24 protein-coding genes are annotated in these 22,496 nt (G+C 67.1%); 15 read left to right on the plus strand and 9 right to left on the minus strand.

What is annotated here, in order from left to right; genetic code table 11:
* Positions 1-3 precede the first annotated feature (3 nt).
* The 4 genes from mlaD to IB228_RS09795 are packed head-to-tail and all read left to right on the plus strand — an operon-like array spanning position 4 to position 2,557.
* Positions 4-537, plus strand: coding sequence for an outer membrane lipid asymmetry maintenance protein MlaD (gene mlaD / locus IB228_RS09780; RefSeq protein ID WP_183639930.1), 534 nt, complete (start codon positions 4-6; stop codon positions 535-537).
* Between the two features lie 8 nt (positions 538-545).
* Positions 546-1,205, plus strand: coding sequence for an ABC transporter substrate-binding protein (locus IB228_RS09785; RefSeq protein ID WP_192198248.1), 660 nt, complete (start codon positions 546-548; stop codon positions 1,203-1,205).
* Positions 1,180-1,488, plus strand: a complete 309-nt coding sequence (locus IB228_RS09790; RefSeq protein WP_192198249.1) for an STAS domain-containing protein — start codon at positions 1,180-1,182, stop codon at positions 1,486-1,488. Before IB228_RS09785 ends, IB228_RS09790 begins: the two co-directional genes overlap by 26 nt.
* 31 nt (positions 1,489-1,519) lie before the next feature.
* The gene (locus IB228_RS09795; protein ID WP_192198250.1) at positions 1,520-2,557 is read left to right on the plus strand and encodes a VacJ family lipoprotein; all 1,038 of its coding nucleotides are present in this window, start codon (positions 1,520-1,522) and stop codon (positions 2,555-2,557) included.
* Positions 2,558-2,754: 197 nt separating this feature from the next.
* Here IB228_RS09795 and rmuC read toward each other — a convergent pair whose 3' ends face one another.
* The gene (gene rmuC, locus IB228_RS09800; protein WP_192198251.1) at positions 2,755-4,104 is read right to left on the minus strand and encodes a DNA recombination protein RmuC; all 1,350 of its coding nucleotides are present in this window, start codon (positions 4,102-4,104) and stop codon (positions 2,755-2,757) included.
* A gap of 113 nt (positions 4,105-4,217) precedes the next feature.
* On the opposite strand from rmuC, the gene leuE reads away from it, so the two are divergent.
* From leuE to fabV, 4 genes are all read left to right on the plus strand, one after another.
* Positions 4,218-4,853, plus strand: coding sequence for a leucine efflux protein LeuE (gene leuE, locus IB228_RS09805; protein ID WP_225562371.1), 636 nt, complete (start codon positions 4,218-4,220; stop codon positions 4,851-4,853).
* Between the two features lie 8 nt (positions 4,854-4,861).
* Complete coding sequence (locus IB228_RS09810) at positions 4,862-5,215, plus strand: DUF488 domain-containing protein (RefSeq protein WP_192198252.1); 354 nt, start codon at positions 4,862-4,864, stop codon at positions 5,213-5,215.
* 349 nt (positions 5,216-5,564) lie between these two features.
* Complete coding sequence (locus IB228_RS09815; RefSeq protein ID WP_183639919.1) at positions 5,565-6,986, plus strand: amino acid permease; 1,422 nt, start codon at positions 5,565-5,567, stop codon at positions 6,984-6,986.
* Positions 6,987-7,156: 170 nt separating this feature from the next.
* A complete protein-coding gene (gene fabV, locus IB228_RS09820) occupies positions 7,157-8,374 on the plus strand; it encodes an enoyl-ACP reductase FabV (protein WP_183639917.1) in 1,218 nt (405 codons plus the stop codon).
* A 346-nt stretch (positions 8,375-8,720) separates the two neighbouring features.
* On the opposite strand, the gene IB228_RS09825 is transcribed toward fabV, so the two are convergent.
* Positions 8,721-9,890: a class I SAM-dependent rRNA methyltransferase gene (locus IB228_RS09825; protein WP_192198253.1), complete on the minus strand. Its 1,170-nt coding sequence runs from the start codon at positions 9,888-9,890 to the stop codon at positions 8,721-8,723.
* A gap of 249 nt (positions 9,891-10,139) precedes the next feature.
* Here IB228_RS09825 and IB228_RS09830 point away from each other — a divergent pair, with 249 nt between their 5' ends.
* The 3 genes from IB228_RS09830 to IB228_RS09840 all read left to right on the plus strand — a co-directional run bounded on the left by IB228_RS09830 (position 10,140) and on the right by IB228_RS09840 (position 13,583).
* Positions 10,140-11,099: a TerC family protein gene (locus tag IB228_RS09830; protein WP_192198254.1), complete on the plus strand. Its 960-nt coding sequence runs from the start codon at positions 10,140-10,142 to the stop codon at positions 11,097-11,099.
* Positions 11,100-11,192: 93 nt separating this feature from the next.
* Positions 11,193-11,972 (plus strand): rhomboid family intramembrane serine protease, encoded by a 780-nt coding sequence (locus IB228_RS09835; RefSeq protein ID WP_192198255.1) that lies wholly within the window; start codon positions 11,193-11,195, stop codon positions 11,970-11,972.
* 459 nt (positions 11,973-12,431) lie between these two features.
* Positions 12,432-13,583, plus strand: coding sequence for a glycoside hydrolase family 18 protein (locus IB228_RS09840; RefSeq protein WP_192198256.1), 1,152 nt, complete (start codon positions 12,432-12,434; stop codon positions 13,581-13,583).
* Positions 13,584-13,981: 398 nt separating this feature from the next.
* Here IB228_RS09840 and IB228_RS09845 read toward each other — a convergent pair whose 3' ends face one another.
* The gene (locus IB228_RS09845; protein WP_183639907.1) at positions 13,982-16,258 is read right to left on the minus strand and encodes a TonB-dependent receptor; all 2,277 of its coding nucleotides are present in this window, start codon (positions 16,256-16,258) and stop codon (positions 13,982-13,984) included.
* Positions 16,259-16,495: 237 nt separating this feature from the next.
* Between IB228_RS09845 and IB228_RS09850 the strand changes: the two genes are divergently transcribed.
* Positions 16,496-17,515 carry a TIGR00266 family protein gene (locus tag IB228_RS09850; RefSeq protein WP_192198257.1) on the plus strand — a complete coding sequence of 340 codons (1,020 nt, stop codon included), beginning with the start codon at positions 16,496-16,498 and terminating at the stop codon, positions 17,513-17,515.
* A 152-nt stretch (positions 17,516-17,667) separates the two neighbouring features.
* On the plus strand, positions 17,668-18,687 hold the full coding sequence (locus IB228_RS09855) for a patatin-like phospholipase family protein (protein ID WP_192198258.1): 1,020 nt from the start codon (positions 17,668-17,670) through the stop codon (positions 18,685-18,687).
* A gap of 84 nt (positions 18,688-18,771) precedes the next feature.
* On the opposite strand, the gene IB228_RS09860 is transcribed toward IB228_RS09855, so the two are convergent.
* Positions 18,772-19,386, minus strand: coding sequence for an N-methyl-D-aspartate receptor NMDAR2C subunit (locus IB228_RS09860; protein ID WP_192198259.1), 615 nt, complete (start codon positions 19,384-19,386; stop codon positions 18,772-18,774).
* Between the two features lie 80 nt (positions 19,387-19,466).
* Here IB228_RS09860 and IB228_RS09865 point away from each other — a divergent pair, with 80 nt between their 5' ends.
* Positions 19,467-19,802, plus strand: a complete 336-nt coding sequence (locus IB228_RS09865) for a hypothetical protein (protein WP_183639899.1) — start codon at positions 19,467-19,469, stop codon at positions 19,800-19,802.
* Positions 19,803-19,824: 22 nt separating this feature from the next.
* Here IB228_RS09865 and IB228_RS09870 read toward each other — a convergent pair whose 3' ends face one another.
* Together IB228_RS09870 and IB228_RS09875 are read right to left on the minus strand one after the other, a co-directional pair.
* Positions 19,825-20,220 (minus strand): DUF1801 domain-containing protein, encoded by a 396-nt coding sequence (locus tag IB228_RS09870; protein WP_192198260.1) that lies wholly within the window; start codon positions 20,218-20,220, stop codon positions 19,825-19,827.
* Between the two features lie 39 nt (positions 20,221-20,259).
* Positions 20,260-20,655, minus strand: a complete 396-nt coding sequence (locus IB228_RS09875) for a helix-turn-helix domain-containing protein (RefSeq protein ID WP_328805077.1) — start codon at positions 20,653-20,655, stop codon at positions 20,260-20,262.
* 79 nt (positions 20,656-20,734) lie between these two features.
* Here IB228_RS09875 and IB228_RS09880 point away from each other — a divergent pair, with 79 nt between their 5' ends.
* Entirely contained in the window at positions 20,735-21,052 is a 318-nt protein-coding gene (locus IB228_RS09880; protein WP_183639895.1) for an SMR family transporter, read from the plus strand.
* A 9-nt stretch (positions 21,053-21,061) separates the two neighbouring features.
* Here IB228_RS09880 and IB228_RS09885 read toward each other — a convergent pair whose 3' ends face one another.
* Genes IB228_RS09885 through IB228_RS09895 form a run of 3 tightly spaced genes read right to left on the minus strand, consistent with a single transcriptional unit; the run spans position 21,062 to position 22,496 of the window.
* Positions 21,062-21,721 (minus strand): glutathione S-transferase family protein, encoded by a 660-nt coding sequence (locus tag IB228_RS09885; RefSeq protein ID WP_192198261.1) that lies wholly within the window; start codon positions 21,719-21,721, stop codon positions 21,062-21,064.
* Positions 21,718-22,104: a VOC family protein gene (locus IB228_RS09890; protein WP_183639891.1), complete on the minus strand. Its 387-nt coding sequence runs from the start codon at positions 22,102-22,104 to the stop codon at positions 21,718-21,720. The genes IB228_RS09885 and IB228_RS09890 overlap by 4 nt, the downstream gene beginning before the upstream one ends.
* Positions 22,101-22,496 carry a putative quinol monooxygenase gene (locus IB228_RS09895; protein WP_225562372.1) on the minus strand — a complete coding sequence of 132 codons (396 nt, stop codon included), beginning with the start codon at positions 22,494-22,496 and terminating at the stop codon, positions 22,101-22,103. Before IB228_RS09895 ends, IB228_RS09890 begins: the two co-directional genes overlap by 4 nt.

Below are 22,496 nucleotides of genomic sequence, written 5' to 3' on the forward strand. Positions count from 1 at the left end.
GCCATGGCCGTCCGTGGACCCCGTCTCGAATTCGCCGTCGGCGCCTTCCTGCTGCTGGCCCTGGCCTCGCTGCTGGTGCTGGCGATCGCCTCCACCAACAAGCGCTTCGGCATCGGTGGCGGCAGCTACGAGCTGAAGGCGCGCTTCACCAACCTGGGCCAGCTGCGCAAGCAGGCGCCGGTCAAGATCGGCGGCGTGGTGGTCGGCCAGGTGGCCGACATTCAGCTGGATCCGGTCAAGTTCGAGTCCATCGTCACCCTGTCGCTGGATACCAAGTTCAAGGATCTGCCCGCCGATACCTCCGCCGGCATCTTCACCAGCGGCCTGCTGGGTGAGAACTACGTCGGCCTGTCGCCCGGCGGCGATCCGGAAGTACTGAAGCCCGGCGAGGAAATCGCCTTCACCCAACCGGCCGTGGATCTGTTGCAGCTGGCCGGCAAATACATGTTCAGCGGCGGCGGCAGCGCCGGCAGCAGCCCCCCCGGCGAAGAAGCCGCTCCGCCCGCACAACCGACGGAAGAACAAACCCAACCATGAAAACGATCATGAAACGTTCCCTCCTGCCGTTCGCCTTGGCCACCGCGCTGCTTGCAGGCGTTCCGGTGCTCGCCAGCGCGCAGACCGCCACCGCCCAGGCCGCGCCGAGTTCGGCCAGCCAGGTGGTGCTGACCAACAGCTCACGCATCATCGGCACGCTGGAAAAGCGCCGTGCCGAGTTCAAGGCCAACCCGGCCACCCTGCGCCAGTACGTGTCCGGCGAGTTCAACAACCTGTTCGACCGCGAGTACGCGGCCCGGCTGGTGCTGGGCATCCACGGACGCGGCGCCAGCGACGCCGACGTCAAGACTTTCGCCGACGCGCTCGGCGACAGCCTGATGACCCGTTACGGTTCGGCGCTGCTCGACTTCAATACCCAGCTGAAGGTGCGGGTGAAGTCCGAGTCCGCCCTGCCCGGCGGACGCGGCGTGAAGGTCACCAGCGAGATGCTGCGCCCGGACGGCGAGCCGATTCCGGTGGATTACCTGCTGCGCCAGGCGGGCGGCAAGTGGAAGGTGTTCGACGTGATGGTGGAGGGCGTCTCGTTCGTGCAGACGTTCAAGACCCAGTTCGACACCCCGCTGCGGCAGAAATCGATCAGCCAGGTCGCCGCCGACCTGCGTGCCGGCAAGTTGCAGACCAATGCCAGCGCCAGCGGCAAGAAGTGACGCCGGCGTCGCCCGCGAGGGCGACGCGCTGGTATTCCGCGGTGCGCTGGATCGCGCCGCGGCCGTCGCGCTGTGGCCGCAACTGGCCAAGGCCACCGGCGTGCAACGCATCGTCCTGACCAATGTCACTACCGTGGATAGCGCCGGCTTGGCATTGTTGGCCGAACTGGCCGCGCAGGTACGCGCGTCCGGCGGCGTGCTGGCCATCGAAGGCCAGCCTGCCGGCTTCACCGAACTGTGTGCCGCGTACCGCCTGACGCCGGGACTGGAGTTCCCGGCCTGACCCTCTCCCCCCGAGATTCCAAGGAAACGGGATGAACACCTTCCGACTCTGCACCGTGCTCCTGTTCGCCGCGCTGGCCACGGCCTGCGCGTCGGCGCCGAAGACGGCCTCCGCTCCGGATCCCGCCGCCGGCGCCACCGTGATCGACGGCGGCGCACCGGTGGCCGCCGCCGAAGCCGCGCCTTCGTCCTCGACTGAAATCGCACCGGATCCCGGCGCCACGGTTCCGCCGGTGGAAGTGCCGGCCACTGCCGCGACCACCGATGCCGGTGCGCCGGCCACCAGTGCCGAAGACGACTTCGCCGCCATCTACGGCGGTGCGGTGGCAGACCCCACCCTGCCCGCCGCGGTGTCGTCGCCGGCGGTGTACGACCCGTGGGAGAAGTTCAACCGCAAGGTGCACCGCTTCAACAACGCGGTGGATCGCGCGGTCGCGCGCCCGCTGGCCCGCGCCTATTCCAACGTGGTGCCGCGGCCGATGCGACTGGGCGTGAGCAATTTCTTCGACAACCTGACCCAGCCGCTGGCCGCCATCAACCACCTGTTGCAGGGCCGCCCCAAGTACGCCGGCCAGGCGCTGGGCCGGTTCCTGTTGAACTCCACGCTGGGCATCGGCGGCATTTTCGATCCGGCTTCCGACGCGAAGCTGCCCCGTCGCAGCGAGGATTTCGGCCAGACCCTGGGCGTCTGGGGCTGGAAGAAGTCGCGCTACGTAGAACTGCCTTTCTTCGGCCCGCGCACCGTGCGCGACGTGTTCGGCCTGGCTGGCGACATTCCGCTCAGTCCGGTGCGCTACATCGAGGACGACAAGACCCGCATCTTCCTGCAGGGCCTGAACCTGGTGGACACCCGCGCCCAGCTGCTGTCGCTGGACAGCCTGCGCGAAGGCGCGGTCGACGACTACACCCTGGTCCGCGATTCGTGGATGCAGCGCCGCGCCTACCAGATCGAGGGCACCCGCTCGCAGGATCAGGACCAGTCGCTGCCGGACTACCTCAACGACGAGGATCCGGATCCGACCGTTCCGGCCAACGCCATGCCGATGCCGCAGCTCACTCCGGGCGACTGAGGCCCGCCGCGACCGACGTTGGTCGCGAAGCGGATCTCCCGCAAAGAAAACCGGCGCAGTGCGCCGGTTTTTTGTTTTTCCAACCGGTTCCGGATGGCTTCCTGTGGGAGCGACGTCAGTCGCGAGTTTGGGGGTTCCGAACGTTGGAACAATCGCGACTGACGTCGCTCCCACAGGGATGGGCCCAGGGGTCGAGGCTATTCCGCCTCGTCGGCGCCGAGCAGCTTCTGGCTGTCCTCGCCGGGCAGGGCTTCGACGTTGCGCAGCTGGCGCTCGATGGCGCGGGTGCGCACGCCGGCGGCCTTGATGCTGTTCTGCACGGTATCGAGCTGGCTGTGCGCCTTCTCCAGTACCGTCGCGAACTTGCCGAACTCGGTCTTCACCGCGCCCAGCAGGTGGCGGACCTCGCTGGAGCGCTGTTCGATGGCCAGGGTGCGGAAGCCCATCTGCAGGCTGTTGAGCAGCGCGGCCAGGGTGGTCGGGCCGGCCACCACGATGCGGTGTTCGCGCTGCAGGGTATCGACCAGGCCGGGCCGGCGGATCGCTTCCGCATAGAGGCCCTCGGTGGCCAGGAACATCACCGCGAAGTCGGTGGTGTGCGGCGGCACCACGTACTTTTCATTGATTGACTTGGCCTGCACCTTGATCGCGCGTTCGAGTTGCGCGCCCGCGCCGCGCATCGCTTCGGTGTCGCCGCGTTCCTGCGCGTCCAGCAGGCGCTCGAAATCCTCGCGCGGGAACTTGGCGTCGATCGGCAGCCACACCGGCGCCTGATCCTCGCCGCGCCCGGGCAGACGGATGGCGAAGTCGACCGCTTCGCTGCTTTCGGGGCGAACCCGCACGCCGCGCGCGAACTGCTCGCCGGTGAGCACCTGTTCGAGCAGGTTTTCCAGCTGCACTTCGCCCCAGCCGCCGCGATCCTTGACGTTGTTCAGCACGCGCTTGAGGTCACCCACGCCGGTGGCCAACTGCTGCATTTCGCCCAGCCCGCGCTGCACCTGCTCCAGCCGCTCGGACACCAGCTTGAACGAGGCGCCCAGCCGCGCTTCCAGGGTGGTCTGCAGTTTTTCATCCACCGTCTGCCGCATCTGCTCCAGCTTGGCGGTGTTGTCGGCCTGCAGTTCCTTCAGTCGCGCTTCCAGGGTGGTGCGCATCTCGCCGATGCGCAGTTCGTTGCGCTGGGTCAGTTCGGCCAGCCGCTGGCCCAGGGTGTCGGCGAAACGCTGCTGCGATTCGGCCGCTTCCAGCCGGCCTTTGCGGGCATCCTCGTTCAGTGCCTCGCGCAGGACGTCCAATCGCTGGTCGGTGCGGGTGCTCAGATCGGCCAGGCTGCGACCGAAGCCCTCGATGCGGATTTCCTGCTGGCGCGACAACCCTTCCAGCTGCTCGCGCAGCTCGCCGCGCCCGTCGCGCTGTTCGTCGCGCAGCGCGCGCTCCAGTACGCCGCCCAGACGGTCCTCGGGTCGGCGCAGCAGCAACACGACCAACAACACGACGGCCGCGGCGGCGAGGATCAGGAGCAGGACGAGCAGGGTCTGGGTATCCATGGCGGACAGTGTAGCCGGGCGCGTCTCAGTCCTTGATACCAACGTCGCGGCAAACCGCCGGCGCACGCGCATGACAGGCCGGATTTTCGGGCGCAGAATCCGAGTTCCCCTGATTGAAACGAATCGCCATGCAGTGGATGGGCATCCAGGATCTCGGCACCTTCGTGGCGGCCGTGATCGTCTTCCTCGCCATTCCCGGTCCGGGCACGTTTTCGCTGCTGACGGCCACCGGCAAGGGCGGCCTGCGCGCCGGTTACGCGACCCTGGCCGGACTGGCGCTGGGCGATCAGATCCTGATGTGGCTGGCGGTGATCGGCGTGGCCGCGCTGCTGAAGGCCAATCCGGTGCTGTTCGGGCTGGTGAAGTACGCCGGCGCCGCCTATCTGATCTGGATTGGCGTGCAACTGCTGTGGCAGCGCGGCGAAGGCGCCGGTGGTCCGGTGCGGATGGAAGCCGGGCGCTATTTCCGCCAGGGCATCCTGGTCACCCTGCTGAATCCGAAGGCCATCATCTTCTACATGGCGTTCTTCCCGCTGTTCATCGATCCGGCCCACCACCAGGGCCTGGCGACCTTCGCCACGATGGCGGCGCTGATCGCGGTGATCACGCTGCTGTACTGCTCGCTGCTGATCCTGGCCGGCCACGCGATGAGCCAGCGGGTGCGCCAGCAGCCGCGCCTGCGACGCTGGCTGCAATCGCTGGCTGGCGTTTTCCTGGTTGGCTTTGGCGTGCGGCTGGGCACTGGTTGAGGAGACCCATGGACCTGCGGATCAAGCGTGCCTACGAACCCGCCGCACGGACGGACGGCAAGCGGATCCTGGTCGACCGGCTGTGGCCGCGCGGGGTGTCGAAGGAGAAGCTGGACGCGGAGTGGATGAAGGCGGTGGCGCCCAGCGCCGAATTGCGTACCTGGTACGGGCATGAGCCATCGCGCTGGGATGGGTTCCGGGAGCGTTACTTCGCCGAACTGGACGCCCAGCCCGAAGCATTGGCACCGCTGCGCGAGGCTTTGAAGCACGGCCGGGTGACCCTGGTCTACGGCGCGCGCGACCCCGAGCACAACCAGGCCGTGGCGCTGGCGGAGTATCTGAAGAAGCATCGCGGGCGGTAGGGTTCGGCGCCCCGGCCCGGGGCAGAAGCAAATCCCCTCGGTCCCCCTTCTTCGAAGGGGGAGGAGAAGCGGGTTCCCAGGTCTGGGCATCGTCTGGATGCCCCCTTTTAAAAAGGGGGCGGGCGGCCGCGTCAGCGGGTGACGGGGCTTGACCCGCATTCGGCGGTTGAGAAGCGCTTGCTTTTCGCGCCAGCATCCAGCGCTCTTCGGCAACCGTAAACCCGGACACCGGTGGTGCGCTGCCGATTGCCAGCCGGGCGACCGGCCTTTAGCCTGCACGCGCCTCGACTCATATTGCCGTCGAGCCTCACCCGGCCTGCCGGGTCCCTTCCGTATTCAAGGACACTCCATGCAGACCTGGCTCCGGCGCAAGTCCATCGATCGCGTCACCGTGCACGAGGAGGGCCGCCGGCTGGTGCCCACGCTGAGCTGGCCCCATCTGGTGGCGCTGGGCATCGGCGCGATCGTCGGGACCGGCATCTACACCCTGATCGGGGTGGGCGCGAACCTGGCCGGTCCCGCCGTGCTGCTGTCGTTCGTGGTCGCCGGCGTGGTCTGCGCCTGCGCGGCGCTGGCCTATGCCGAGATGGCGACGCTGATGCCCGCGGCCGGCAGTGCCTATACCTACAGCTACACCGTGCTGGGCGAATCCATCGCCTGGGTGGTCGGCTGGAGCCTGATCCTGGAGTACTCGCTGGTGGTCAGCACGGTCGCGGTGGGCTGGTCGGGTTACGCGGTCGGCTTCCTGAAAGGCATGGGCGTTGATTTGCCGACCATGCTGACCGTCGGTCCGCACGCAGGCGGCCTGATCAACCTGCCGGCGGTGCTGATCACCTTCGTGGTGGCCGGCCTGCTGATTGCCGGCACCCGCGAGAGCGCCACCCTCAACGCCATCCTGGTGGTGGTGAAGGTGATCGCGCTGGCGGTGTTCGTCGCCATCGCGCTGCCGCAGTTCGATGCGGCCCACCTGGAACCCTTCATGCCCTACGGCTTCGTCAAGTCGATGGGTGCGGACGGCGTCGAGCGCGGGGTGATGGCCGCGGCGGCGATCATCTTCTTCGCCTTCTACGGCTTCGATGCGATCTCCACCGCCGCGGAAGAAACCAAGAATCCCGGTCGGGATCTTTCGATCGGCATCGTCGGTTCGATGATCGGCTGCACCCTGATCTATATCGTGGTCGCCGCCGCCGCGGTCGGCGCGATGAGCTACACCGTGTTCGGCCAGAGCCCGGAGCCGCTGGCGCTGATCCTGCGCGAACTCGGCCAGGGCACCGCCGCCAAGGTCATCGCCGGCGCCGCCGTGGTCGCCCTGCCGACTGTGCTGCTGGCGTTCCTGTACGGCCAGAGCCGCATCTTCTTCGTGATGTCGCGTGACGGCCTGCTGCCGCGCGGGCTGTCCAAGGTCAACCCCCGCACCGGCACGCCGGTGGCGATCACCGTGTTCACCGCGATCCTGGTGGCCGCGCTGGCCGGCGTGGCGCGCCTGGACGAAATCGCTGCGCTGGCCAACGCCGGCACGCTGGCGGCGTTCATCGCGGTGGCGGTATGCCTGCTGGTGCTGCGCAAACGCGATCCCAACCGTCCGCGCGTGTTCCGCACGCCGGCCGCCTGGCTGGTCGGCCCGCTGGCGATCGGCGGCTGCCTGTATCTGTTCTGGAGCCTGCCGCGCACCACCCAGCTGTGGTTCCTGGCCTGGAACGCCATCGGCGTGGTGGTCTACCTGCTGTACAGCCGTCGCAGCAGCCTGTTGGCCAAGGGCAGCGACGCGTAAGCCTCGCCGCCGGCAACACGCCGGGAAGAAGCGGGCTCCGGCCCGCTTTTTTCATGCGCGATGGCGACTGTACGCAGGCGAACGGAATGCCACCGATACCGGCCTGCTTCATTCCGCGGGGCGCGGGCGGGTAAGATGCCGCGCAGACAAACACCGCCTGGTACCCGACGTTGATCATCCATCCCAAAGTCCGCGGCTTCATCTGCACCACCACCCATCCGCTCGGTTGCGAGCTCAACGTCCGTGACCAGATCGCCGCCACGCGCGCGCAGGGCGTGCGCACGGACGGTCCGAAGAAGGTATTGGTGATTGGTGCGTCCAGCGGCTACGGGCTGGCGGCGCGCATCTCGGCGGCGTTCGGTTTCGGCGCGGACACCCTGGGCGTGTTCTTCGAGAAGCCGGGCAGCGAGAAGAAGGCCGGCACCGCCGGCTGGTACAACGCCGCCGCGTTCGACAAGTTCGCCAAGGAAGCCGGGCTCTACAGCCGTTCCATCAATGGCGACGCGTTCTCCGACGAAGCCCGCGCCCAGGTCATCGAGCTGATCAAGAACGAAATGGGTGGCCAGGTGGACCTGGTGATCTACTCGCTGGCCTCGCCGGTGCGCAAGCTGCCCTCGACCGGCGAGCTGAAGCGCTCGGCGCTCAAGCCGATCGGCGCGGCCTACACCTCCACCGCCATCGACACCAACAAGGACGCCATCATCCAGGCGACCATCGAGCCGGCGACCGAGCAGGAGATCGAGGACACGATCACCGTGATGGGCGGTCAGGACTGGGAACTGTGGATCGACGCGCTGGCCAAGGCCGGCGTGCTGGCCGACGGCGCGCGCACGGTCGCCTTCAGCTATATCGGCACCGACATCACCTGGCCGATCTACTGGCATGGCGCGCTGGGCCGGGCCAAGGTCGATCTGGACCAGACCGCGCACCGCCTGGACAAGCGCCTGGAAGCGACCGGCGGCGGTGCCAATGTCGCGGTGCTGAAGTCGGTGGTGACCCAGGCCAGCTCGGCGATTCCGGTGATGCCGCTGTACATCAGCATCGTGTTCAAGGTGATGAAGGAACTGGGCCTGCACGAAGGCACCATCGAGCAGCTCGACCGCCTGTTCCGCGATCGCATGTACCGCGCGGACGGCCAGCCGGCGCAGACCGACGACGAGAACCGCCTGCGCCTGGACGACTGGGAACTGCGTCCGGAAGTGCAGGCCAAGGCCAAGGCGCTGTGGCCGCAGATCACCAGCGAGAACCTGTTCGCCCTGACCGACTACGCCAACTACAAGCACGAGTTCCTGAAGCTGTTCGGCTTCGAGCGCGATGACGTGGACTATGACGCCGACGTGGATCCGGACGTGAAGTTCGACTGCATCGAATTGTCGCCGGAAGGCTGAGGGATCAGGGAGCTTTCTTGCTTCTGCCTCCCCCTTCGGAGAAGGGGGATTGTGGGGGATTCACTGTTTGCGCGAAGAGCAAATCCCCCGTCGCCTTCGGCGCCCGCCCCCTTTTTCAAAGGGGCCAAGTGAAAGCCTTATCGTCAGGAACCCTCTTCTTCTTCCCCTTTGCAAAAGGGGGAATGAGGGGGATTTGCTTTCGCGCCAAGAGCAGGCGCTTCCCAACAGCCGAATGGCTGGTCAAGGGGGCTAAGAGAAACTCTATCGTCGGAGCCCGCTTTGACCTCCCCCTTTGAAAAAGGGGGAATGAGGGGGATTTGCTTTTGCAAGGTCCCCCGCCGACCGCTCAGTCCACCACCCGGCAGAACACCGCCTTCAGGTAGCGCGATTCCTGCACGTGCGCCATGAAGGGATGGTCGGCGCCAGCGCCGGACACCTTGAGGATCTGGATGGTGCGACCGGAGAAGTAGGCCGCGCGGCGCAGCATGTCGAGGAACTGTTCCTCGCTGACCAGGCCGGTGCAGGAAAAGGTCGCGAACAGGCCGCCCGGCTTGACCACGCCCAGTGCCAGCTTGTTCATGTCCAGGTATTTCTTCAGCGCCGCGATGACCTGTTCGCGATCGCGGGTCATCTTGGCCGGATCCAGGATCACCACGTCGTACTGATCGCCCCGGTTCGCCGCATCGCGCAGGTACGGGAAGATGTCGGCCTGCACGAACTTCGGCCGCACGTCGTTCAAGCGCGCGTTGCCCTTGGCGATCTCGATCACATCCTGGTCGATGTCCACGCCGACCACTTCGCTGGCGCCGCGCGCGGCCGCGTAGACGGCGAAACCGCCGGTGTTGCAGCACAGGTCCAGCACCCGCTTGCCGCCGCACTGGTGCGACAGCCATTCGCGGTTCTCGCGCTGGTCGGCGAAGAAGCCGGTCTTGTGCGCCCCGGCCGGATCGGCGCGGAACTTCACCCCGTACTCGCTGATGACGGCCGGCGGCACCGGATCGCTGCCGCGGAAATCGAAGCTCTCCTGTTTCTGGATGTGCTCCTCGGCGAAGCTGTAGAAGCGCGCGCCGGGGAACTGTTCCTGCAGGGCCTCGTAGATCCACTCGCGGTGGCGGAACATGCCGGCGCTGAAGAACTCGACCACCAGCAGGTCGCCGTAACGATCCACCACCAGGCCCGACAGGCCGTCGCCCTCGGCGTGGACCACCCGCCAGGCGTCGGTGGTCGCCTCCAGTTTGAGCACGTCACGCCGCAGCGACACCGCCTCGGCGATCTTGCGCGAGAACCAGCCGGCGTCGATCGGGACCTCCGGATGGGTCTCCAGGATGCGCACGGCGATGCGCGAATGGCCGTTGTAGAAGCCCCGGCCGATCCACTCGCCGTCCACCCCGACCACGTCGACGATGCTGCCCGGCTTGGGCTTCTGGACGGGCTTCTCCACCAGTTTCTGGAAAATCCACGGGTGGCTGGAGCGCCAAGCGTTCTTGAGGCGTACGACGGGGAGCGGGCTGTTCATGAACGCCATTTTACATTTCCCGTTGACCGGCCCGGCCCCTTGCCCTGAAAATCGCCGCCAGAAGGGGAGTAGCTCCCAACGTGCCGGCCGTCATTTCGAGCGTTCACGCTCCGGTCCCACGGCAGCCAGAGACCTGGCTGTGAGCGAGACCTTCGCCGCAACGGCGAAGATCTGCCCCGGAGTCCCCCCGATCCCGTGCATGCCTGTCGCCCTGCGGCCTGGACTTGACTCTTTCCGACGGGACTTTCGATGCAAACGATAGGCAATCCATGGTTGTGGGCCGGCTTCGCCGGCGTGGTGTTGATCGCGCTGCTGGTCGATCTGGTGCTGATGCGCCATGGCGGCGCGCACCGGGTGACGTTCAAGGAGGCGCTGTACTGGAGCCTGGGCTGGATCGGCCTGGCACTGCTGTTCAACGCCGGCCTGTGGTGGTACGTCAATGAAACCGCCGGCGTGGCGATGGCCAACAAGGTCGGCCTGGAATTCCTCACCGGTTACCTGGTGGAGAAATCGCTGGCTGTCGACAACATCTTCGTGTTCCTGATGCTGATGAGCTACTTCGCGGTGCCGGAGGAGCAGCGCCAGCGCGTGCTGGTGATCGGCATCCTCGGCGCGATCGTCCTGCGCAGCATCCTGATCTTCGCCGGCGCCGCGCTGTTGGCCCACTTCCACTGGCTGCTGTACGTGTTCGGCGCGTTCCTGCTGCTGACCGGCGTGAAGATGTGGTTCGCGGCAGGCAAGGAGCCGGATCTGGAGCGCAACCCGGTGCTGCGCTGGATGCGCGGGCACCTGCCGCTTTCGCCCGAGTACCACGGCGAGGCACTGAGCGTCGTCCGCGACGGCAAGCGCTGGTACACCCCGCTGTTCGTGGTGCTGGTGCTGATTGGCGTCACCGACGTGATCTTCGCGGTGGACAGCATCCCGGCGATCTTCGCGATCACCGCCGACCCGTTCATCGTGCTGACTTCCAACGTGTTCGCGGTACTGGGCCTGCGCGCGATGTTCTTCCTGCTGGCCGGCATGGCCGATCGCTTCCACCTGCTGCCCTACGGCCTGGCGGTGGTGCTGGCCTTCATCGGCACCAAGATGCTGCTGATCGACGTGTTCAAGATCCCGGTGCTGTGGTCGCTGGCCGGCGTGGCCGCGATCCTGGGCGTGACCATCGCCCTGAGCCTGGCGCGTCCGGCCAAGCCGGGCACGCACGCCTGACCGGCTGCCGGGACGGCCATCCCGTCCACGGGATGGTCTGTCCCCGGCCGCCGGCCCTTGCAAACGCGGGGGCCGGGCGCCATGCAGATTTCCATGGACCTGCATCATCCCGATCATCCGGCCTTCGATCCGGACACCCAGCGCCGGCATGACCGCCGGCGCCTGCTGTGGGCGCTGAACCTCAGCCTGGCCTTCGTGCTGCTGCTGGCGGTGGTGTTCTCGGCGCAGTCCAGCTTCGACTGGGCCCGGTTCGCCATCGCGCCGCTGCACGTGCAAGGCCTCATCGGCATCCTGACCGCGCCGCTGCTGCACGGTTCGGTCGAGCACATCGCCGCCAACGCCACCGCCCTGCTGATGCTCGGCACCCTCGCCGGCGCGGTGTACCCGCGCGCGACCGCCTGCGCCGTGCCGCTGGTGTGGCTGGGCGCGGGACTGGGGCCGTGGCTGCTGGGCGATCCGGGTTCGCATCACCTCGGCGCCAGCGGCCTGACCCATGGCCTGATGTTCATGATCTTCATGCTCGGCCTGCTGCGCCGGGACCGCGCCGCGATCGCGGCCGGCATGATCGCCTTCCTGTTCTACGGCGGCATGGTGCTGAGCATTTTGCCGCAGGAACCCGGCGTGTCCTGGCAGGCGCACATGGGCGGCGCCGTCGGCGGCTTCATCGCCGCGATCCTGTTCCGCCGCCTGGACCCGCCGCTGCCGCGCAAGCGCTACAGCTGGGAAGACGAGGAAGAATCGATCGCGCCAATCGACGACGAATTGGAACCCCCGGCGCCGCGCGAGGTGCCGGTGCTGTGGGTGCGCCCGCAGGACGACGGCGTGCGCGGGGTGGTCCTGCGCTTTCCGCCGCGAGAGCCGCCGGGGCAGTAGATCGTTTGCCTGTTGGGGCGATTCCATTGCGATCCGTTTTGTTGTTCGAGCGGGTCGGGAATCGCGACTGACGTCGCTCCCACATGATGGGACTCTCGGCATTGTTCCTTGTGGGAGCGACGTGAGTCGCGAGCTTTTGACTCCTCGGACGAGACGGGATTGTCGCGACTTACGTCGCTCCTACAAGGATGGATTCGTGGCACCGCTTTCTGTAGGAGCGACGTAAGTCGCGACAGCCTTTCGATGGAATGGCGAAACGCCGTCCATATCCAGGCCGCAGTCCAACCCCATGTCCTGCCGTCATCCGAACGGACATCCGGGGGCGCATGACAGTCATCGCATGACCTTCCCTTGCGAAGTAACGACGCCGCCCGGACATTCATCGCCATCGCGATTCGCGTCGCTTCCTCAATATGAAAGTAATCGTATAGTGACGGCCCCGCTTGGAGTCGCGATGAAATGAGCAGATTGATTCGGTCAGGGTGGTTGGCGCTGGCTTTCGCTTTCTCGGTCGGCGCCGTCGAAACACAGGCCGCGCAGGCGAAGGACGATTCGGGATATCGAGTGATCGGCTACGTCTCCGACGGCGAGAAGCTTCCGCCGATCAGCGCGCGCAAGCTGGACGTCATCAACTTCGCCTTTGCCCACGTCAATCCGCAACACGAGGTGTTCCTGCCCCGCGAAACCGCGGCGCGCTCGCTGGCGGGACTGACCGCGCTGCGCAAGGACAATCCGGATCTGAAGATCGTGCTGTCGGTCGGCGGCTGGGGCGCGGGAAATTTCTCCGAAGCGGCCGCCACCGAAGCGGCGCGTGCGCGCTTCGCCGACACCGCGGTGGAACTGGTGCGCCGGCATGATCTGGACGGCGTGGACATCGACTGGGAATACCCCGGCCATCCCGGGCCGGGCATCAGCTACAGCGCCGACGACAAGGCCAACTTCCCGCTGATGCTGGAGGCTGTACGCACGAAACTCGACGCGCTCGGCAAGACCCAGGGAGATCGGTATTACCTGCTGACCATCGCCGCGGCCGACGGTGACGCGGCGCGCGGCCTGGACATCCCGCGCATCTCGGCGATCCTGGACTGGATCAACCTGATGACCTACGACTTCTACGGCAGCCTCAAGCGCACCACCGGCCACCACGCCGGCCTGCGTCCGTCGCGCACGGCCGAGCCGGGCAGCCGCAACACGGTGCAGGCGGTGGAGGAGTTCCTCGCCGGCGGCACGCCGCCACGCAAGCTGCACGTCGGCCTGGCATTCTACGGCCGCACCTTCGACGAGGTGACCGACGGCAACAATGGCCTGGACCAGCCGTTCGCCAGCGGCGGCGGCTTCATTTCCTGGCGGGAGATCGCCCGTTCACGGCTGAACAAAGAAGGCTATGTCCGCCATTGGGACGACCAGGCACAGGCGGCGTGGCTGTGGAATCCGACGCTGCGCAAGATGATCAGCTACGAGGATCCGCAGGCGCTGAAAGCCAAGGTGGCCTACGTGCGCGAGAAGGGCCTGGGCGGCGTGATGTACTGGGAGCAGAGCAACGACCCGGACGAGCAGCTGCTGGATGTGACCCGCGAAGCCCTGTTCACCGACACGCCCGCGAAACGCTGAACCGCGGAAATGCCTTCTTGTGGGAGCGACGTGAGTCGCGATGGTGGTTTCCGGAGCCGATGCGCTGGAAGGCGTCGCGACTCACGTCGCTCCCACAGGGAAGGGTTGTGAGAATCGGATGCAATGCAACCCGAATCGCCCGTGTAGGAGCGACGTCAGTCGCGACTGCGGTTTCCGGAGCCGATACGCTGGAAGGCGTCGCGACTCACGTCGCTCCCACAGGGAAGGGTTGTGAGAATCGGATGCAATGCAACACCCGAATCGCCCTTGTAGGAGCGACGTAAGTCGCGACCGCGACTTCCGGAGCCGATGCGCTGGAAGGCGTCGCGACTCACGTCGCTCCTACAAAAAGCGATGGCATCCCGCTCCGCCGGTTGGACGGCGGAGCGGGCGTTTCCTCAGAACTTCATCGTGAACTCGGCGCCGACGGTGCGCGGTTCGTTGATGAATCCGGTCAGGTTGTTGAAGTCGATCGCGCCGACGATGCGGGTCTGGTCGGTGATGTTGCGGCCGAACAGTGCCACTTCGTAGTCACCGTAGTTCCAGCCGTAGCCGATGCGCAGGCCGCCTTCCAGCGAGGACTTGCCGGTGAATTCCACCGACTCGTACAGGAAGAAGTTCACTTCGCTGCGATAGGCCCAGTCGGTGTAGAAGTACAGCTCGGCGCCGTCGCCCATCGGCACGCTGTAGCGCGCGGTCAGGTTGTGCACCCACTTCGGCGCCTGCGGCAGCGGATTGCCGTTGATGCGGGCGAAGCCATTGACGATCGGATCGGTCACCGTGCAACCGCCGCCGCACGGGGCGACGCCAAGATCCGCATCCTTGATCTCGGTGTCGTTGTAGCTGCTGCCGAAGGTCACCAGCAGGTTGTCCAGCACGTAGGCTTCCAGATCCAGCTCGAAGCCCTGGCCGATGGTCTTGTCGGCATTGAGCAGGTTGGCCTGGTTGGTACCACCGCCGACCGCGATCAGCTGCTGGCCGTCGACGTTGTAGCGGAACACGTTGAAGCCCACGCGCGCGCGCTTGTCCCACAGGTCCGCCTTGACGCCGGCCTCGTAGGAAATCACTTCCTCCGAGTCGGCCTTGGTCACGGTGCCGAAGGCCACGCGGCCCTGGATCGACGGCGCGCGGAAGCCCTTGGCGACGCGGGCGTAGAAGTTCACGTTGTCGTTGAACGCATAGACCGCGCTGCCATCCCAGCTGACATCGTCCACGTCGGTGTGCTCGCGGAACGGACCGCCGACCGGCGAACCGCCGGGTACCGCCTGCAGCACGCTGGCGCTGAAGTCCTTCTTGTCCTGGGTGTAGCGCACGCCGCCGCGCAGCTTCAGCTTGTCGGTGGCCTGGTACTCACCGGAGGCGAACACCGCCCACGCCTTGTTTTCCTGCTCCTGGATCGCGTGGCCGCTCTGCGGATTGCCCGAGGCCAGCGAGTCGTAGTTGAAGCTGTCGATGCGGATGTCTTCCTTGAACCAGAACAGGCCGGCCTGCCAGTTGAACTTGCCGGCGTAGTCCGATTCCAGGCGGAACTCCTGGGTGAGCTGCTTGTGGTGCGGCAGGCCGTCGGCCGATTCGGACGGGAAGCGCGCGCCGATCAGCGGCTGGCCGGCGTCGATGCCGTCGGCCGGGTTGAAGTCGAAGGTGTACACGTAGCCGCCGTCGATGTCGCCGCGGTTGAGCGATTCGGCGGTCTCGTAACCGGTGATCGAATACAGGTTGTAATCGCCCAGATCCCAGCGCAGGCGGGCGCTGCCGCCCCAGGTGTCGAGCTCGGAGAAGTTCACGCCATCCGTGTACATCTTCTCCTTGTCGAAGCCCGGCACGAAGTCATTCGTGCCCGGCTTGATGATGTTCGCGCGGAACAGGCGGGCGGTGCCGTTGAGGTGGCGCTTGTGCAGGTTGAACAGGCCTTCGAACGCGTCGCCCTCGTACAGGAACTGCACGCGCGCGGCGGATTCGTCGTAGCCCTCGGCACCGCGATCCGGGCCGGCCGGGTTCTGGTTCGTCACCCAGTCTTCCTTGCGCTGGTACAGCGCCGACACGCGCGCGGACCAGCGCTCGCTCAGCGGACCGCCGATGGCGCCCTCGAAATTCCACATGTTGTCGCTGCCGTAGGACAGCTGGGCGTAGCCGTCCAGCTCGCGGGTCGGCTTGGCCGATTCGAACTTGACCACGCCGGCCGGGGTGTTGCGGCCGAACAGCGTGCCCTGCGGACCGCGCAGCACCTCGATGCGCTCCAGGTCGAAGATCGGGAAGCCCTTCAGCAGCGGGCTTTCCTGGACCACTTCGTCGTACACCAGCGAGACCGGCTGCGAGGCGTTGAGATCGAAGTCGGTGTTGCCCAGGCCGCGGATGTAGAAGCGCGGGAACGCGCGGCCGTAGGAGGATTCGATGTTGAGGCTGGGCACGCGCGCGGACAGGAAGCGGATGTCGTTGCCGCCGGAACCGAGCACGTCCAGCTTTTCGCTGCTGACGCTGGAGATGGAGACCGGGACGTCCTGGATGTTCTCGACCTTGCGCTGCGCGGTCACCTGCACGGTGTCCAGCGTGGACGCTTCGGTCTTGGGAGCGGTGGTGGCTGCTTCCTGGGCGAGCACACTGCCGAACGGCAGCAGCGCGGCGATGGCGAAGGCAAGGCGGTGCGGCCGCACGGCGGTGGAGCGGAGTCGGGACATGGCGATGGCTTTCCGGTGGGTGGTCGGGAGCGGCGGGCGCCGCCTAGCATGCGAATGTTGCATTACAGCAACAGGCGGGGCAATGGCCGGAAGTCCTGTTCATGCCGAAGGTAACGGCAATCCCGCCGCCCCGCGATGGCGGTCGCGTTCCGACCGTACCGGGCAGGACTTCCGGGTATGTCGCAGGCGGGGTCGCGCGGCTAGACTCGCGGCTCTTTCCACCCCCGGACACCCCTCATGAGCCAGTGGTATTTCCATAGCCCCAATGATCAGCAGCGGGTCGGTCCGCTGGACGACGAAGCCGCCCGCCGCCACGCCCAGCTCAACCCCGGCGCGCTGGCCTGGCGCGAGGGCATGCGCGAGTGGAAGGCGGTGCGCGAGGTGCCGGAACTGGGCGGCGCCGCCAGCACCCCGCCGCATGTGCCGCCGCTGCCGGGTTCCGGCGGACGCCGCGGTGCCGACGAGATCGATTTCCGCATCGTCGGCCACGACATGCAGTTCGTCGAGGTCGAGCTGGATCCGGGCGAGAGCGCGATCGCCGAAGCCGGCGCGCTGATGTTCAAGGACGGCACGGTGCAGATGGATACCGTGTTCGGCAACGGCTCGCACAGCGGCCAGGGCGGCGGCTTCATGGACAAGCTGCTGTCGGCCGGCAAGCGCGTGCTGACCGGCGAGAGCCTGTTCACCACCGTGTTCACCCATACCGGCACGGGCAAGGCCAAGGTCGCGTTCGCCGCGCCCTACCCCGGCACGGTGCTGGCGATGAAGCTGGACGAGCACGGCGGTCGCCTGATCTGCCAGAAGGACAGCTTCCTGGCCGGCGCGCGCGGCGTCAGCGTGGGCATCCACTTCCAGCGCAAGATCCTCACCGGCCTGTTCGGCGGCGAGGGCTTCATCATGCAGAAGCTGGAAGGCGACGGTTGGGTATTCGTGCATGCCGGCGGCACCGTGGTCGAGCGCGAGCTGCAGGCCGGCGAGCGCATCGACGTAGACACCGGCTGCGTGGTCGCCTACCACGCCAGCGTGAACATGGACGTGCGTCCGGTCAGCGGCATCAAGAGCATGTTCTTCGGCGGCGAAGGTGTGTTCCTGGCCACCCTGACCGGTCCGGGCAAGGTCTGGATGCAGTCGCTGCCGTTCTCGCGCCTGGCCGGCCGCATGCTGCAGGCCGCGCCGCAGGCCGGCGGACAGGCGCGCGGCGAAGGCTCGGTGCTGGGCGGGCTGGGCCGGATCCTGGACGGCGACAACAGCTTCTGAGCAGGCACCGGCGGCGGGAGCGCAACCACTCCCGTCGCCCCGGAGCCGGCTGGCTGCCAGGACGGCCTCGGGCAACCGGCGTCGCCGGTTGGAAGCCATTGAACCGCCGCGCGGTATCCTGCGCCGTCGATTTCCACTCCACCTGCACATTCATGAATCCGCTCCGCCCTCGCCTTTCCTGGCTGCTGCCACTGGTGCTGCTGGCCGCCTGCGGCGGCAATGCCCGGCCATCACCACCGCCCGCCGCGGTGACGCCGGTCGCGCCGGTACCGCCACCGCCGCCGGTGAAGGTCGGCATCGCCCTGGGCGGCGGCGCGGCCAAGGGTTTCGCCCACATCGGCGTGATCAAGATGCTCGAGGCCAATGGCATCCAGCCGGTGGTGGTTTCCGGCACCAGCGCCGGCAGCGTGGTCGGCGCGCTGTACGCCAGCGGCATGGATCCGTTCCAGATGCAGAAGCAGGCCTTCGCGCTGGATGAAACGAAAATCCGCGACGTGCGGCTGTTCTCCGGCGGGCTGGTGCAGGGCCAGGCCTTGCAGGACTACGTCAACGACCTGCTGGGCAAGCGTCCCATCGAGAAGCTGAAAAAGCCGTTCGCCGCCGTCGCCACGCAACTGGAAACCGGACAGCGCACCGTGTTCGTGCGCGGCAATGTGGGCCAGGCGGTGCGCGCCTCCAGCAGCATCCCCGGCGTGTTCGAGCCGGTGGTGATCGGCAAGTCGACCTACGTCGACGGTGGCGTGGTCAGTCCGGTGCCGGTGGATGCCGCGCGCCAACTGGGCGCGGACTTCGTGATCGCCGTGGACATTTCCACCAAGGCGCCCGGCACGCGGCCGGGCAGCATGCTCGGCATCGTCAACCAGTCGATCACGATCATGGGCCAGAAACTCGGCGAGCAGGAGCTGGCGCGCGCGGACATCGTCATCCGGCCACGGGTCAACGAGATTGGTCCTGCGGATTTCGAGCAGAAGAACAACGCGATCCTGGAAGGCGAGCGCGCGGCGATGGCGGTGATGCCGCAGATCCGCGAAAAGCTGCAACGCGTGCAGCGCGAGCGCCTGGCCGCGCACACGGCGAAGACCGCGCCGGTCGTTCCGCCCAAGCCCGCGGACTGCGACGACGAGGGATTCCGCCTCGGCAAGCTGTGGGGCGGCAAGAAGAAATGCGAGTAGAGCGGAGCTTGCTCCGCTGAGTGTTTCCGGACCGGCGCCAATGCCGGGCAAGCTCGGCATCTACATGATGCCGCGTACCCGCCGCTAAGCCACCGCGCGTGCCAGGTTTTCCCTTGCGCGGGTTTCCAGCCGGTCGTGGAAATATGGCGTCGTGTACAGCCGTGGCCGCTCCAGGAATCCCTGCAGGATGGCGCGCCGCTTGCGCCGGAACAGCCAGCCGGGCACGAAGGCGTATTCACGCCGGATCTGCGCTTCGTATTCTGCGAAGCGCGCCGTGTCCGCACCGAGGATGCCCAGATCGATATCCACCAGCAGCTGCGCGTCGGCATCGGCGGGAACCGCGTCGTGCCGGGTGGCCATGATCAGCGCATGCACGCGATCGGCGACCGCGCATTCCACCTCCGCGTCCAGCAGCGCCTCACGCGCCCAGTCCGCGCTGCGTGCCTCGTTGTCGGATCGCTTCACGTCGTAGATGGCGTCGTGGAACCACAAGGCCAGCGCGATCTCATCGGGATGTGGCGCCAGCGCGCGCGCCTGGTCGAAGGCCGCCAGGCATTCGCCGAGGTGTTGCAGCGTGTGGTAGTGGCGATGCGGTTCCTGGTAGCAGGCCAGCAGCCGCTCGCACCACGCCAGGCCATCACCGACCGCGCCGACGCCGCGCCATGCGCGCTGCCAGGACGATTGCAGATGCTGTTTCATCGTGCGAAGTCTACGCCTCTTGCCCACGCGTGATCCGCCCGCATCTCTGCCATCGAATCCCCCGCCGGAGTTCCCGCCCCATGTCCGTTTCCTCCCCTGCCGACCTGGCCGCCATCAACCACAAGATCGTCGCCGCGGGCGAAGTCCTGCCCGCGGTCACCCTGAAGGACGGCAGCCGCGTGCAGACCGGTACCGTGGCCACGCTGCTGCACAACATCACCCTGTACAACGCGGGCGAACGCGGCCGGGTGGAAACCGAACTGGCCGCCGCCATCCCGACCCTGTTCAAGGTCGGCCTGTTCGATCTGTTCCCGCCGGCCGAATGGATCGCCGGCGACAATCCCGGTCGGCGCCACGTGGGCGAACTGGCATTGGCGCACCGGGACGGCGCGCGCGTGGAAAGCGGCGACGCTTGACCGCGCTGGAGACGCCATCCGTCTAGAGCAGGCGGATCCATTGCCGCAGCACGGCTTCGAACGCGGCCTGGCGACGGCGCAGATCCGCCATGTCGGCGAAGACCACCCGCGCGCGATCCGGTCCCAGCCATTCCAGCAAGCCGTCGGGATCATCAATCGCAGGTTTTCGCTCCGGCGCCCGCGTCTTCGCGCCCAGATGCAGGATCGCGCCGATGCCCTGTTTCGCACGCAGGTGGGTGGTGGCGAAGTATTCGTCCAGGCGCCAGCTCGGCGCATTCCATTTGACGCCTTCGGCGATACGCGCGTCCACGCCGGTGATGATCCGGCGCAGCGCTTCCACTTCCGCCTTGCAGGGATGATCCAGCGCGGCCATGTAGGCATCGACGGCGTCCGTGGTGTCGGTGGTCTTGCGGTGCATGGCGGCGACGCTCCTGTCACCCGGGATCGGGCCCGCGGATTATTCCGGTTCCACCCGGCCCAGGTCATGCTGCGCCCGCGCTTCGGCCAGTGCGGCGTGGTGGCGCTCCGCCCAACGGTCCAGCCCGACCAGCGTGCGGTCCAGCGAACGCCCCAGGTCGGTCAGGCGATATTCCACGCTCGGCGGCACCGTGCCATGGTCGATGCGTTCGATCAGGCCGCTGCGCTCCAGTTCGCGCAGGTTCTGGGTCAGTACCTTCTGCGACACGCCGTCGATGCGCCGAAGCAACGCGTTGTTGCGCACCGCGCCGCGCGCCAGTTCGGTGAGGATCGGCAGTGCCCACTTGCCCGCGAGCAGGGTCATCACCGCCTGCGACGGGCAGGCGCCGCTTGCGGTTTCCGGCTGTTCCGGCAGGGCTGGCTGAGCGCTGTCCACAGGCACCTCGAAGTGCGTACTTGTACGGTAGCCAGTGTGTGGTCAGGCTGGGCGCCCTTCAAGTGAACCGGAGTCCGCGATGGCGTGGTGGCTGCTGATCCTTGCCGGCCTGATGGAAATCGTCATGGCCGGCGCGCTCAAATCCGCGCAGGGATGGACGCGTCCCCTGCCCGGCGTCATCGGCATCGTCGCGGCGCTGGTCAGCATCTTCCTGCTGACCCACGCCATCCGCGATCTGCCCACCGGCACCGCCTACGCGGTGTGGACCGGGATCGGCGCGATCGGCGTCGCCGCGCTGGGCATCTTCGCCTACGGCGACAGCCCGTCGCCGGCGCGGCTGGGCTGCATGGCGCTGATCCTGCTCGGCATCATCGGCCTGCGCTGGCTGGAAGCGTAGGACGCGCGCCTACGCTTCGTAGTCGTCCAGGTACACCGGCGGCAGCGCTTCGGCCTCATGCAGCCATTCGCGCACGGTGGGCCGGGACAACAGGCGTTCGCTCCAGTCGATGGCATGCGGCCAGGCGCTGGCGTCGACATCGTGCGCGAACAATCGCCACAGCACCGGCACGAACGCCAGATCCGCCAGTGACAGCGCGCCACACAGATAGGGCCCGCCGCTGTGCACCAGCGCCTGCTGGCAGGCGGCCAGGATGCGCCCGGCCTCGGCCTGTTCCTGCGTGGTCATGCGCCGCCGTTGCGGATAGAAAGCGCTTTCGAACGACAGCCGGCCACATAGTCCGGACAGGCCCGAATGCACCCAGGCGAGCAACGCTCGCGCCCGTGCGCGAGCGAGGATGTCGGCGGGCAGCAGTGGCGAAGCACCCAGTTCACTGGCGTATTCCATGATCGCGAGCGAGTCGTAGATGACGGTCTCGCCGTCCACCAGCACCGGCACGGCGGCCGGCGGCGAGAACACCGCGATGCGGGCGAGGTTCTCGAACCGCTCCGGCTTGCGGATGTCGACGATGCGTTCCTCGAACGCGATGTCCTGTTCGCGCAGCGCCAGCCACGCACGGAACGCCCAGCTGGAGGCGTTGCGGGTGCCACTGTAGAGGATGCGGCTCATGCGCCGAGGTCGCCGTAGGGTCCGGCCACGACCACGACATAACCATCCGGATCACGCAGCCAGATCTCGCGATGCTGCGCGTTCGGATTGACCTTCGGTCCTTCCAGCACCTCCGCACCGGCCTGTTCCACGCGCCGGATCGCGGCATCGAAGTCATCGGCCAGGAACCACAGCAGCACACCATTGCCGGGCGCAATATCCGGCTGGCCCAGATGCGGGTGCGCATGCGCTTCCCAGCGGTGCAGTTGCAGGATCATCTTGCCGTCGGCCATCAGCTGTTCGTACTCGTCGCCACCGTGACCGCTGTCCAGGCCAAGCGCGGCCTGGTACCAGCGCCGGCTGGCCGCAACATCCCGCACCGCGATCAGTGGCTGCGGTTTCATGCCGTCGCCTGTGCCAGACCATGGCCGCCGACGGGCGCGGTCTCGAAATGTTCGCCGAAGCCGGCGATCAGCGGCTTGGCGCGGGCGATCACCTGTTGCACCGCCGGCAACGACAGCGATGCCTTGTGGCTGGCGGCGCTGTCCCAGACCTCGGTGATCCAGATGCCATCGGCGTCGGCCGGGTCGCGCGCGACGATGTAGCTCAGGCAACCGGGCATGGCGCCGACTTCCTCCAGCATCAAGGCGATCAGCGCTTCGCGCTGGCCGCCCACCGCTTTCATCTTGCCAATCAATCCGTACATCGGGGTTTCTCCATGGATATGGGCCGGCAGTCGTGCGGATACGAGCATCAGTGCCGCGCCGGTCCCGGCCAACAGATCGCGGCGTTTCAT

The sequence above is a fragment of the Pseudoxanthomonas sp. PXM04 genome (genome assembly GCF_014851695.1).
Classification (GTDB): Bacteria; Pseudomonadota; Gammaproteobacteria; order Xanthomonadales; family Xanthomonadaceae; genus Pseudoxanthomonas_A; species Pseudoxanthomonas_A beigongshangi.

What these genes read in the sequence shown, in the direction of transcription:
- IB228_RS09860 (WP_192198259.1), bottom strand. Translation starts at nt 19,386, where the DNA reads ATGAAACAGCATCTGCAATCGTCCTGGCAGCGCGCATGGCGCGGCGTC.
- IB228_RS09870 (WP_192198260.1), bottom strand. Translation starts at nt 20,220, where the DNA reads ATGCACCGCAAGACCACCGACACCACGGACGCCGTCGATGCCTACATG.
- IB228_RS09885 (WP_192198261.1), bottom strand. Translation starts at nt 21,721, where the DNA reads ATGAGCCGCATCCTCTACAGTGGCACCCGCAACGCCTCCAGCTGGGCG.
- IB228_RS09790 (WP_192198249.1), top strand. Translation starts at nt 1,180, where the DNA reads ATGCCAGCGCCAGCGGCAAGAAGTGACGCCGGCGTCGCCCGCGAGGGC.
- IB228_RS09835 (WP_192198255.1), top strand. Translation starts at nt 11,193, where the DNA reads ATGGACCTGCATCATCCCGATCATCCGGCCTTCGATCCGGACACCCAG.
- mlaD (WP_183639930.1), top strand. Translation starts at nt 4, where the DNA reads ATGGCCGTCCGTGGACCCCGTCTCGAATTCGCCGTCGGCGCCTTCCTG.
- IB228_RS09825 (WP_192198253.1), bottom strand. Translation starts at nt 9,890, where the DNA reads ATGAACAGCCCGCTCCCCGTCGTACGCCTCAAGAACGCTTGGCGCTCC.
- IB228_RS09895 (WP_225562372.1), bottom strand. Translation starts at nt 22,496, where the DNA reads ATGAAACGCCGCGATCTGTTGGCCGGGACCGGCGCGGCACTGATGCTC.
- IB228_RS09785 (WP_192198248.1), top strand. Translation starts at nt 546, where the DNA reads ATGAAACGTTCCCTCCTGCCGTTCGCCTTGGCCACCGCGCTGCTTGCA.
- IB228_RS09840 (WP_192198256.1), top strand. Translation starts at nt 12,432, where the DNA reads ATGAGCAGATTGATTCGGTCAGGGTGGTTGGCGCTGGCTTTCGCTTTC.
- IB228_RS09795 (WP_192198250.1), top strand. Translation starts at nt 1,520, where the DNA reads ATGAACACCTTCCGACTCTGCACCGTGCTCCTGTTCGCCGCGCTGGCC.
- IB228_RS09880 (WP_183639895.1), top strand. Translation starts at nt 20,735, where the DNA reads ATGGCGTGGTGGCTGCTGATCCTTGCCGGCCTGATGGAAATCGTCATG.
- IB228_RS09830 (WP_192198254.1), top strand. Translation starts at nt 10,140, where the DNA reads ATGCAAACGATAGGCAATCCATGGTTGTGGGCCGGCTTCGCCGGCGTG.
- IB228_RS09845 (WP_183639907.1), bottom strand. Translation starts at nt 16,258, where the DNA reads ATGTCCCGACTCCGCTCCACCGCCGTGCGGCCGCACCGCCTTGCCTTC.
- IB228_RS09890 (WP_183639891.1), bottom strand. Translation starts at nt 22,104, where the DNA reads ATGAAACCGCAGCCACTGATCGCGGTGCGGGATGTTGCGGCCAGCCGG.
- IB228_RS09815 (WP_183639919.1), top strand. Translation starts at nt 5,565, where the DNA reads ATGCAGACCTGGCTCCGGCGCAAGTCCATCGATCGCGTCACCGTGCAC.
- IB228_RS09810 (WP_192198252.1), top strand. Translation starts at nt 4,862, where the DNA reads ATGGACCTGCGGATCAAGCGTGCCTACGAACCCGCCGCACGGACGGAC.
- IB228_RS09855 (WP_192198258.1), top strand. Translation starts at nt 17,668, where the DNA reads ATGAATCCGCTCCGCCCTCGCCTTTCCTGGCTGCTGCCACTGGTGCTG.
- IB228_RS09865 (WP_183639899.1), top strand. Translation starts at nt 19,467, where the DNA reads ATGTCCGTTTCCTCCCCTGCCGACCTGGCCGCCATCAACCACAAGATC.
- rmuC (WP_192198251.1), bottom strand. Translation starts at nt 4,104, where the DNA reads ATGGATACCCAGACCCTGCTCGTCCTGCTCCTGATCCTCGCCGCCGCG.
- IB228_RS09850 (WP_192198257.1), top strand. Translation starts at nt 16,496, where the DNA reads ATGAGCCAGTGGTATTTCCATAGCCCCAATGATCAGCAGCGGGTCGGT.